This window comes from Diaphorobacter ruginosibacter (genome assembly GCF_040396215.1).
Classification (GTDB): Bacteria; Pseudomonadota; Gammaproteobacteria; order Burkholderiales; family Burkholderiaceae_C; genus Diaphorobacter_A; species Diaphorobacter_A ruginosibacter_A.
In genome coordinates, this window is sequence record NZ_JBEBOW010000125.1 from 1 (window position 1) to 11134 (window position 11134).

The following is an 11134-nucleotide window of genomic DNA, read 5'->3' on the forward strand; positions in this document are numbered from 1 at the left end:
CGTACGCTTATACTTGCCTGCGGCTTCGCGCCTCGTCTCGATCGCAAACCTGCGGTTTGCCGGGTTGTGTTAGCAGCTCTTATTGACCGAATCCGTAGGGTGCGAACCGGCTGCGGTTTTCGTCCACCGCCAGGGCGCGCCCGACGTAAGGGAAGGCGCGCTGCGGGCAATTGACCCGCTCGCACACCTTGCACCCCATGCCGATCGGCGTGGCCACGTCGGGGTCCGCCAGGTCCATTCCCTTGGCGTACACGAGGCGCTGTGCGTGGCGGATGTCGCAGCCCAGGCCGATCGAGAACACCTTGCGCGGCGCGCCGAACCCGCGCCGCCCGCCGCAGACCGTGCGCGCGATCCAGAGGTATCTGCGCCCGTCGGGCATGCTGGCGATCTGGCGCAGGATCTGCTCGGGATGGCCGAATGCCTCATATACGTTCCACAGCGGGCAGGTGCCGCCCGTGCGGCTGAAGTGGAAATGCGTTGCGGACTGGCGCTTGGAAATGTTGCCCGCGCGATCCACGCGGATGAAGAAGAACGGCACGCCCGGCGCGCCCGGGCGCTGCAGCGTGCTCAGGCGGTGGCAGATCGTCTCGTAGCCCATGCCGAATTGCTGCTCGAGCAGCTCGATGTCATAGCGCAGCGTTTCGGCGGCTTCCAGGAATGCGCCGTAGGGCAGCAGCAGCGCGCCCGCGAAGTAGTTGGCCAGGCCGATCCTGGCGAGCTTGCGCGAGGCGGGGTCCGAGGTGAATGGCGGCACATCGATCAGCGCGTCGATCGCCTCCCCGGCCTCCAGCAGCGCGAGCTGGGTTCCCAACTGGAACGCGCGCTGCGCCGGATTCAGTGTCGCGGCCAGGTGCAGGATGCCGTGCCCGGGCTCGAAGTGGCGCTTGCTGTCGTGCGCCTCGTCGGCAAGCGCGACGACGCGGACCCCGTGGCGCTGGTGCAGGCGCTGCGTCAGCCATTCGAGCTGGTGCCTGCCGTACAGGCCCACGGCCGTGGATGCGAGGCGCTCGGCCAGCCGGTCCAGCGGGTCGAAATGATTCTGGTGCGTGAAGAAGAAATCCCGTACCGCCTCGAACGGCATGGTGGTGGTGGGCGCGGAGTCGGTGCGGCTGTCGCCCAGCTGGTCCGCCATCATCTCCAGCCGCTCCATCGCGTCGGCGCCGCGGCGGTGCAGGGCGATGATGGCGCGGCCCAGGGTGGGCATCTGCGCGGCAACCTCCTGGAGTTCCGGCAGCGAGACGGGGTCGGCCGCATCGGTGAAGGCGTCGCGCAGTTCGGCGACCATCCGGGCCTCCTCGTCCTCCGAGAACTGCTGGATGTCCACGCCCAGGACCCGGTTGAGCTTGAGCAGCACCGGCACGGTCAGGGGGCGCTGGTTCTGCTCGAGCTGGTTGAGATAGCTGGGCGAGAGGTCCAGGGCCTGCGCGAGCGCCACCTGGGTCAATCCGCGCTCCGAGCGCAGTTTGCGCAGCTTCACGCCCATGAAGGTTTTTCTCATCGGGGATTCTTTCGTGGATTCGCAAAATTCGCAAAATCATCTCGAATCATTCGCAGATATTTGCTTTTACGGAATCGCGACCGTGCGTTGATTTTGCGTAGATTGCGAATATAAGGCAAATCCTGCTGGAAAGGCATTGCCCGGGAATGCGGGTGCGCTATTTCCGCGAAAGAGGATTGGCTTTCTGCGCCATGGCGATGAAGGCCTGCAGATAGTCGGTCCGCAGGTCGGCCTGGCGTGCGCCGAGATGGATCTGCTTGGGAATGCCGCGCGCGCCCAGGCGTACCGGCCGGACATTCATCTTGCCGGCGTATTCTTCGACCAGCCAGCGGGGCAGCGCCGTCACGCCGCGCCCGCTTGCGACCATCTGCATCATGATGTCCGTGGTCTCTATGGTCTTGTGCCTGCGCGGCGCGATGCGCGCGGGTGCGAGGAACTGGCTGAAGATGTCCAGCCGGTCGATGGCCACCGGATAGGTGATGAGCGTCTCGCCGGAGAGATCGGCAGGCTCGGCCTGCCTGCGCCGGGCCAGCGGATGGTCGCCCGACACCGCGAGCACCTGCTCGTAGTCGAACACGGGCAGGAACACGATGCCGGGCTTGTCCAGCGGATCGGGAGTGACCAGCAGGTCGATTTCGTAGCCGAAGAGCGCGCCGATGCCGCCGAACTGGAATTTCTGCTTCACGTCCACGTCCACGTCCGGCCAGGCGGCGAGATAGGGCGAGACGATCTTGAGCAGCCATTGGTAGCACGGATGGCACTCCATTCCGATGCGCAGCGCCCCGCGTTCGCCTTGCGCGTACTGGTGCAGGCGGTCTTCCGCCATGTCCAGCTGCGGCAGCACGCGGCTGGCGACGGCCAGCAGATACTGGCCCGCCTGCGTGAGCCTCAACTGGCGGCCTTCGCGCAGCCAGATGTCGGTGCCGAGCTGCTTTTCGAGCTTGCGCATGCTGTGGCTGAGCGCGGATTGGGTGAGGCAGAGCACCTCAGCGGCTGCCGTCAGCGAGCCTTGCTTCTCTACTTCCTGGACGATGGACAGGTGGATGCGCTCCAGCATTTTGTATGAATGGTATTCATGAATATGTGAGAAAAGACCATTTTACTTCATGAGTATGAAATTCTAGGATCGGGCCATTCCTGTTTTCATTCGGATTTTTCCCAGTCATGACCACCATCCACAACCTTGGCTTTCCCCGTATCGGCGCGCAGCGTGAACTGAAATTCGCGCTGGAGTCCTATTGGAAGGGCGAGTCCTCCCGCGAACAGCTGAAGGCGCTCGGCGCTCAATTGCGCCAGCGCCACTGGAGCAGTCAGCAGGGCCTGGACCTGGTGCCGGTGGGTGATTTCGCGTTCTACGACCAGGTGCTGGACATGAGCTTCACGCTGGGCAACCTGCCCGAGCGCGTGCGGGGCTTTCACGGCGATCCGCTCGACAACTATTTCCGCGTGGCGCGCGGCCGCTCGGCCCAGGGCGCGCAGGAGCATGGCGCATGCTGCGGCGGCGTGGCGGCCGGCGAGATGACCAAGTGGTTCGACACCAACTATCACTACATCGTCCCTGAGTTCAGCGCCGCGACCGAGTTTCGCCTCGATGCCTCCCGCCTGCTCGAACAACTGGCCGAGGCCAGGGCCCAGGGCGTGAAAGCCAAGCCCGTGATCGTGGGGCCCGTGACGTATCTGTCCATCGGCAAGGCCAAGGATGATTCGAATCGGCTCGACCTGCTGGCGCGCCTGCTGCCCGTGTATTCCGAACTGCTGGACAAGCTGGCCGCCGAAGGCGTGGAATGGGTGCAGATCGACGAGCCGATTCTGGTGACCGAGCTGGACGCCGATTGGCAGCACGCCTTCAACACCGCTTATCACCACCTCAAGACCGCGAAGCTGAAGATCCTGGTCGCCACCTATTTCGGCCAGTTGCTGGACAACAAGCACCTGGCGGCCAACCTGCCCGTGGCCGGCCTTCATGTGGATGCCGTCAATGGCAGCCGCGAAGACGTGCAGCAGCTCATCGGCCTGTTGCCAGGCCACAAGGTGCTGTCGATCGGAGCAATCAGCGGCCGCAATATCTGGAAGACGGATCTGGACAGCGTGCTCGATTGGCTGGAACCGCTGGCGGCCCAATTGGGCGAGCGCCTGTGGGTCGCTCCGTCGTGCTCGCTGCTGCACGTGCCGGTGGACCTGGGCAGCGAAGGCAAGCTCGATGCCGAAGTGAAATCCTGGCTCGCGTTCGCCCTGCAGAAGCTCGATGAACTGCGGATTCTGGGCAAGGCCCTGAACGAGGGCCGCAACGCCGTGGGCGCGGCGCTCAAGGCCCGCCGCGCCGCGCTGGCGGCGCGCCGCGCATCGCCGCGCGTGCACAATCCCAAGGTGCAGGATGCCGTCGCCAGGATCGGCCGTCATCTGGGCCTGCGCGAGAGCGCCTACGGCAAGCGCGCGCCCAAGCAGGCCGCGTTGCTGAACCTGCCGGCGTTCCCGACCACCACCATCGGCTCGTTCCCGCAGACGGCCGACATCCGCCGCGCCCGCAGCGAATTCAAGGCAGGCCGGCTGGATCTCCCGGGCTACCAGGCCGCCATGCGCGCCGAGATCGAGCGCAGCGTGCGCGAGCAGGAAAAACTCGGCCTGGACGTGCTGGTGCACGGCGAAGCCGAGCGCAACGACATGGTGGAATATTTCGGCGAACAGCTCGAAGGCTATGCCTTCAGCGAATTCGGCTGGGTGCAGTCCTATGGCTCGCGCTGCGTGAAGCCGCCGATCCTGTTCGGCGACATCAGCCGTCCGCGCGCCATGACCGTCGAATGGATCACCTACGCCCAGTCGCTGACGAGCAAGCCCATGAAGGGCATGCTGACCGGACCGGTCACCATCCTGAACTGGTCGTTCGTGCGCGATGACCAGCCACGTTCGCTCTCGTGCAAGCAGCTGGCCCTGGCGATCCGCGAGGAAGTGCTGGACCTGGAGAAGGCCGGCGTGCGCATCATCCAGATCGACGAGGCCGCTTTGCGCGAGGGCCTGCCGCTGCGCCGGGCGCAGTGGAAGGAGTATCTGGACTGGGCGGTGGAGTCGTTTCGCATCGCCGCCAACGGCGTGCGTGACGAGACCCAGATCCACACCCACATGTGCTATTCGGAGTTCAACGACATCATCGCGTCGATCGCCGGCATGGACGCCGACGTGATCACCATCGAGACTTCGCGCTCGGACATGGAGCTGCTCGACGCGTTCGACGACTTCAACTATCCCAACCAGATCGGGCCCGGCGTGTACGACATCCACTCGCCGAACATCCCGACCGAGACGCACATGGTGGATCTGATGAAGAAGGCGGCCCGGCGGATACCGGCCGAGCGGCTGTGGGTGAACCCCGACTGCGGCCTGAAGACCCGCCAGTGGGCGGAAGTCATTCCCGCGCTGACCCGCATGGTCCAGGCGGCGCAGACCTTGCGGGCCGAGGCGGCCTGACGCGGCTCCTGTGCCCCTAGGCGCCTGTGCGCCTATGCGTCCCGCCCGCCCGTCGTCGAGACGGCCTTCTTCGCGCCCACGTCCACCTTCAGCTGGAAGACGTCGGGTCTCGCATAGTGCCCGCTGGCGTCGAAATCGAACTTGCCGCGCGGCACCATGACCGGGTCGATGTCCGCGTAGAGGATGGTTTCCTCCTCGAAGTCGGGACCGGCCAGGACGGCGCCCGTGGGGTCGATGATGGCGCTGCCGCCGCGCATCAGCACGGTCTGCGGATCGTCGCCCAGGCTGCATTCGAAGTCTTTCGGATAGGCCCCGCGGCGCAGGAACTGGCAGGCGGTGAGCACGAAGCAGCGGCCTTCGAGCGCGATGTGGCGCATGCTGGGCAGCCAGGTATCGCGGTCGTCGGCCGTGGGGGCGCAATAGATGGAGACGCCCTGGCTGTACATGTGCATGCGCAGCATCGGCATGTAGTTCTCCCAGCAGATCACGGCGCCGATGCGGCCGTAGGCCGTGTCCACCGCCTGCATGGTGGAGCCGTCGCCGAAACCCCAGATCAGGCGCTCGCCCGCCGTGGGCATGAGCTTGCGGTGCTTGCCGACGAGGCCTTGTTCCGCGTTGAAGTAAAGCGCCGTGCAGTACAGGGTTCCGCCGTCGCGCTCGATGCAGCCCATCACGACCACCGTGCCGGTTTCCGCCGTGGCTTCCTTGATGATCTCGACTTCCTCTCCATCCAGGCTGATCGCCTGTCGGTAGTAGGTCGCATAGGCGTCCCGTCCGGTGGGCTTGCGCAGGCCGATGGGGCTGCCGAAGCTGTTGCCCTTGGGGTAGCCGCCGAGAAAGGCCTCGGGGAACACCAGCACCCTGGCGCCGTTGCTCGCGGCCTGCCGGATGAGCGATGCGGCCTTGAGAGCGCATTCGATGCTGTCCGAGGGAATGGATGATGCCTGGATGACGGCTGCCTTGAAGGGCCGGGTGGTTGTCATGACGCTGAGTCTCCTGTTGTTGGAATGGGTTCGCAGCGACACTTTACGCGAGTTGGCCCCCGGCGCGGCCGGAGCGCGGACAATGGGGCGCTGATCACATTCGAGAACCAGGAGCCGCCGCCATGCGCGAACCCGACCCCAGCCAGTTGCCCGAGGTGAGCGTGCTCACCACCACGGTGGCGCATGCCGAAGATGCGCGCCGCCTGGCCCGCGAGGCGGTGCGCGGCCGCCTTGCCGCATGCGTGCAGGTCGAGCAGATCACGTCGCACTACATCTGGCAGGCGGAGCAATGCGAGGACGCCGAATGGCGCCTGGTGTTCAAGACCCTGCCGCTGCATGCGCCGGCCCTGATGGCCTGGCTGGCGTCCGCGCATCCCTACGAATTGCCGCAGATGCTGCTGCGCGAGGAGCGATCCTCGCGCGGGTATGCGGCCTGGGTGGAAGAGCGCCTGGCGGGTTGACCGCAAGGCCGGCCGGGCGCGCTCAGTCCAGCAGCGCCTGCGCGAACTCGCGCGCGTTGAAGGTTTCGAGGTCTTCCACCTTTTCACCGACCCCGATGAAATACACGGGAACCGGCTTTTCCTGCGCGATCGCGGCCAGCACGCCGCCCTTGGCGGTGCCGTCGAGCTTGGTGACGATCAGCCCGGTGAGCTGCAGGGCTTCGTCGAAAGCCTTGACCTGGTTGAGCGCATTCTGGCCGGTGTTGCCGTCGATGACCAGCAGCACCTCGTGCGGGGCGCTGGCGTCGGCCTTGGTGACGACGCGCTTGATCTTCTTGAGCTCTTCCATCAGGTGCAACTGCGTGGGAAGGCGGCCCGCGGTATCGACCAGAACGACGTCCTTGCCGCGCGCGCGGCCCGCGGAAACGGCGTCGAAGCTCACGGCGGCCGGGTCGCCGCCGTCCTGGCTCACGATCTCGACTGTGTTGCGCGTGGCCCAGACGCCGAGCTGCTCGCGCGCGGCGGCCCGGAACGTGTCGGCGGCCGCCAGCAGCACGCTTTCGCCGTGGTCGGCCAGATGCTTGGTGAGCTTGCCGATGGAGGTGGTCTTGCCCGCGCCATTCACGCCAGCCACCATGATGACGGTGGGTGAGTGCTCACCAATGGCCAGCGGCTTTTCCAGCGGCGCGAGCAGCTCGGCCAGCGCGTCGGCCAGCAGCGACTTCACCGCGGCTGGATCGGTGGTTTTGGTGTCCTTGACGCGCTGCTTCAGATCGGCCAGCAGGTGATTGGTGGCCTTGACGCCGGTATCGGCCATGAGCAGGGCGTCTTCGAGCTCCTCGTAGAGCGCGTCGTCGATCTTCGTGCCGGTGAAGATGGTGGAGATGCTCGTGCCCGTCTTGCGCAGGCCGGCCTTGAGCCGGTTCATCCAGCCCTTGCGATCCCCGCCGGGCGCGGGAGCCTCCGGCTTGGCCTGCGGCTCTTGTACTACAGTGGGCTGTCCGGCAGCGGGCGTGGGCTCGGATGCGGCCGCTGATGTGGCCGCCGTGGCCGTATCCTTGGCGTCGTCGCGGCCCGCGAACGGGTTGCGCAGCCAGCCCCTGGATGCGGGCTGCGGTTGCTCGGCGGGCTGCTCCACGGGCGGCTGGGGCGCGGCATCCGTGGGTGTCCGGGCGGCTTCGTCAGCGGCCGTGGAAGATTTTTTCTTGAAGAAACTGAACATTGTCGGGTACTTAGAATCCTATCCATTCTATGAAACAAGCCATTTCCATTCTTGGCCTGCTGGCCTGCGCGCACATTGCGGCATTTGCCGACACGCCCGCCAACCTTTCTCCCGATACGGCCGTTCTGGCGGCCGGGGCGGCCAGCCCGGAGGTCGTCACGGCCGATGGCGCGCAGCTTTTCACCTTGAAGAACGGCATGACGCTCATCGTCAAGCCCGACCGGCGCGCGCCCACCGCGGTGCATATGGTGTGGGTGCGCGTGGGCGCGATGGATGAAGTCGATGGGACTTCGGGCGTGGCCCACGCATTGGAACACATGATGTTCAAGGGCACGGCCAAGGTGGCTCCCGGAGAGTTCTCCAGGCGCGTGGCGGCGCTCGGCGGGCAGGAAAACGCCTTCACCACGCGCGACTACACGGGCTACTACCAGCAGATCCCGGCCAGCCGCCTGAAGGATGTCATGGAGCTGGAGTCCGACCGCTTCGCCAACAACCAGTGGCCGGACGAAGAATTCAAGAAGGAAATCGAGGTCATCAAGGAAGAGCGCCGCATGCGCACCGAGGACCAGCCGCGCGCATCGCTGTTCGAGCAACTGAACGCGGCGACGTTCATCGCCTCTCCATACCACCGTCCGGTGGTGGGCTGGATGAGCGATCTGGACTCGATGACGCCCGATGATGTGCGCAACTTCCACAGGCAGTGGTATGTGCCGCAGAACGCCGCAGTCGTGGTCGTTGGCGACGTGGACCCGGCGCAGGTTCATGCGCTCGCTGAGCAGACCTACGGCGCCATGGCTCCGGCGGCCATCGCGGCGCGCAAGCCTCGCATCGAGCCGGAGCAGAAGGGCATTCGCCGCATCGAGTTCAAGGCGCCCGCCGACCAGGCGTTCATCGCCATGTCGTTTCGCGTGCCGTCTCTGCGCAATCTCGATGAGCTGGGCAGCGATGACCGCGATGCGTTGTCTCTGCTGATGCTCTCGGCCGTGCTCAGCGGCTACGATGGCGCGCGCCTTGATCGTGCGCTCACGCAGGGCGCCGACCGCATCGCCGATAGCGCGAACAGTTCGGCATCGGTCATTGGCCGTGGGCCCAGCCTGTTCATGCTGATGGGGGTGCCGGCGCCAGGAAAGACCGCCCGGCAGGTGGAGCAGGCCCTGCGCGCGCAAGTGGCGCGTATCGCCAAGGAGGGCGTGAGCGAGTCCGAACTGGCGCGCGTGAAGGCGCAGTGGACCGCATCGACCGTCTACGAGCGCGATTCGCTCTATGGACAGGCCAACGATCTTGGCAGCAACTGGGTCGAGGGCTTTCCCATCGACGCGGACGACCGCATCCTCAAGCTGCTGCGGACAGTCACGCCAGAGCAGGTGCAATCGGTGGCGGCGCGCTACTTCGGCGACGATCAGCTCACCGTGGGAACGCTGGTGCCTCAGCCCGTGGCCCCGGGCAGCAAGCGCCCCGCGGCGCAGGGCGCGGATGGCGCGCGCCTGCACTGAACGCCACGCAAGAAATGGGATTGACGATATGCCGCTGATGATCAAGAAACTCAAGACGATGGCCGCGCGCGCCTGCATGGTGGGCGCTGGCCTTGTGATGTACACGCATTCGGCCTGGGCGCTGCTGCCGATTCAACACTGGACCGAACCCAGCGGAGCGCGTGTGTGGCTGGTGGAAAGCCCGGCCATTCCGATGGTGGATGTGCAGGTGGATTTCGATGCCGGAGCACGCCGCGACCCGGCGCGCCAGGCGGGGCTGGCAAGCGCCGTCGGCATGATGACGTCCAAGGGCGTGCGCGCGGCAGGCAAGGAAAAGGCCCTCGATGAGAACGCGCTGGGCGAGGCCTGGGCCGATCTGGGCGCGAGCTTTGATGCCGGTGCGGAGCGCGATGGCTTCGTGTATTCGATGCGCTCGCTCACCGATACCGAGCTGCTGGGCAAGGCTTCGGCGCTGGCCGCGCGCCAGATCGGCGAGCCGGCCTTCCCGCAGGACGTATGGAAGCGCGAACGCTCGCGCTGGGAGGCGGCGATCAAGGAGGCCAACACCAAGCCCGGAACCGTCGCCAGCAAGGCGTTCGCCGCCGCCGTCTATGGCGACCACCCCTATGGATACCAGGCCACGCAGGAAACGCTGGACCGCATCCAGGTGAGCGACCTGCAGGCGTTCCACGGCAAGTACGTGCAGACCTGCCGCGCGCGCGTGAGCATCGTGGGCGCGCTGAACCAGGAACAGGCACGGCAGCTGGTGCGCACGCTGCTGTCGCGGCTGCCAGAGAAGAAGGCGGGCGACTGCGCGGCGCTGCCCGAAATCGCGCCTGTACAGCCGCTGGCCAAGGCGGTGGACGAGAACATTGCGTTCCAGTCCGCACAGGCCCACGTGCTGATCGGGCAGCCGGGCATCAAGCGCGGCAATCCGGATTTTCTCGCCATCCTGGTGGGCAACCACATCCTGGGCGGCGGAGGGTTCACATCGCGCCTGACCAGCGAAGTGCGCGAAAAACGCGGCCTGAGCTACAGCGTGGGCAGCGGTTTCTCGCCGGGGCTGGATGCGGGCGCGTTCGTGGTGGGCCTGCAGACGCGCCCCGATCAGGCAGCCCAGGCCGTGGCGGTATCGCGCGAAGTCGTGAAGAAATTCGTGGAGGAAGGCCCCACGGAGGAAGAGCTGCGCGCCGCCAAGGACAACCTGATCGGCGGCTTCGCCCTGCGCATCGACAGCAACCGCAAGCTGCTGGGCAACGTGGTCAACATCGCGTGGAATGACCTGCCGCTGGACTACCTGGAACACTGGACCGACCGCGTCCAGGCGCTGACCACCCGCGACATCCGCGATGCGTTCCAGCGCATGCTGCAGCCCGACCGCATGGTTACCGTGCAGGTGGGGGCGAAGCAGTGAGGCCGCGTTCGGCCACGCCCGGTCCGGCTGCCCGCAAGGCCGTGGCCGCGAAGCCCGCGCCATCGCGCGGCGCGGGAGAAGTGCGTATCGTGGGCGGCCTGTGGAAGCGCACGCGCCTGCCGGTGGCCGACCGTCCCGGCCTGAGGCCGACACCGGACCGGGTGCGCGAGACCTTGTTCAACTGGCTGGGCCAGGATCTTTCGGGATGGCAGTGCCTCGATGCGTTTGCGGGGACGGGCGCGCTGGGTTTCGAGGCCGCTTCGCGCGGCGCGGCGCAGGTGCTGATGAATGAAGCCGATGCGGGCCTGGTCGCGCAGCTCAAGGCGATCGCCGCCAGGCTGCAGGCAGGGAATGTGCGCATTCAGCGTGGGGACGGCGTGGCCGCGTTGAAGCAGTGCGCGGCGGGCAGCATGCATCTGCTGCTGCTCGATCCGCCGTTTGGCGGCGCATTGTTCGAGCCGGCGCTGGCCGCGGCGGCCCGGGCGGTTGCGCAGGACGGCTTCATCTACCTGGAAGCGCCCGAGCAGTGGTCCGCTGACGCGCTGGCCGCGCAAGGGCTCAGGCTGCACCGCCATCTCAAGGCCGGCGCGGTGCATGCGCATTTGCTGGTGCGCGCCTGAGAACGTGTTTACGATCTCTACGC

At 66.4% G+C, this 11134-nt stretch carries 9 protein-coding genes; 5 read left to right on the plus strand and 4 right to left on the minus strand.

Annotation, left to right across the window (positions count from 1 at the left end):
* Positions 1-79: 79 nt before the first annotated feature.
* Both ABWP92_RS13995 and ABWP92_RS14000 read right to left on the minus strand, forming a co-directional pair.
* Entirely contained in the window at positions 80-1498 is a 1419-nt protein-coding gene (locus ABWP92_RS13995; RefSeq protein ID WP_353236007.1) for a short-chain fatty acyl-CoA regulator family protein, read from the minus strand.
* A 157-nt stretch (positions 1499-1655) separates the two neighbouring features.
* On the minus strand, positions 1656-2555 hold the full coding sequence (locus ABWP92_RS14000; protein WP_353236008.1) for a LysR family transcriptional regulator: 900 nt from the start codon (positions 2553-2555) through the stop codon (positions 1656-1658).
* Positions 2556-2662: 107 nt separating this feature from the next.
* Between ABWP92_RS14000 and metE the strand changes: the two genes are divergently transcribed.
* A complete protein-coding gene (gene metE / locus ABWP92_RS14005) occupies positions 2663-4960 on the plus strand; it encodes a 5-methyltetrahydropteroyltriglutamate--homocysteine S-methyltransferase (RefSeq protein WP_353236009.1) in 2298 nt (765 codons plus the stop codon).
* A 32-nt stretch (positions 4961-4992) separates the two neighbouring features.
* Here metE and ABWP92_RS14010 read toward each other — a convergent pair whose 3' ends face one another.
* Positions 4993-5943: a carbon-nitrogen hydrolase family protein gene (locus ABWP92_RS14010; protein WP_353236010.1), complete on the minus strand. Its 951-nt coding sequence runs from the start codon at positions 5941-5943 to the stop codon at positions 4993-4995.
* 122 nt (positions 5944-6065) lie between these two features.
* Between ABWP92_RS14010 and cutA the strand changes: the two genes are divergently transcribed.
* On the plus strand, positions 6066-6404 hold the full coding sequence (gene cutA, locus ABWP92_RS14015; RefSeq protein WP_353236011.1) for a divalent-cation tolerance protein CutA: 339 nt from the start codon (positions 6066-6068) through the stop codon (positions 6402-6404).
* Between the two features lie 22 nt (positions 6405-6426).
* On the opposite strand, the gene ftsY is transcribed toward cutA, so the two are convergent.
* On the minus strand, positions 6427-7605 hold the full coding sequence (ftsY, locus tag ABWP92_RS14020) for a signal recognition particle-docking protein FtsY (RefSeq protein WP_353236012.1): 1179 nt from the start codon (positions 7603-7605) through the stop codon (positions 6427-6429).
* A gap of 29 nt (positions 7606-7634) precedes the next feature.
* Between ftsY and ABWP92_RS14025 the strand changes: the two genes are divergently transcribed.
* The 3 genes from ABWP92_RS14025 to rsmD are packed head-to-tail and all read left to right on the plus strand — an operon-like array spanning position 7635 to position 11111.
* Positions 7635-9098, plus strand: a complete 1464-nt coding sequence (locus tag ABWP92_RS14025) for a M16 family metallopeptidase (protein ID WP_353236013.1) — start codon at positions 7635-7637, stop codon at positions 9096-9098.
* Between the two features lie 37 nt (positions 9099-9135).
* On the plus strand, positions 9136-10491 hold the full coding sequence (locus ABWP92_RS14030; protein WP_502907541.1) for a M16 family metallopeptidase: 1356 nt from the start codon (positions 9136-9138) through the stop codon (positions 10489-10491).
* Positions 10488-11111, plus strand: coding sequence for a 16S rRNA (guanine(966)-N(2))-methyltransferase RsmD (gene rsmD, locus ABWP92_RS14035; protein ID WP_353236014.1), 624 nt, complete (start codon positions 10488-10490; stop codon positions 11109-11111). Before ABWP92_RS14030 ends, rsmD begins: the two co-directional genes overlap by 4 nt.
* Positions 11112-11134 lie beyond the last annotated feature (23 nt).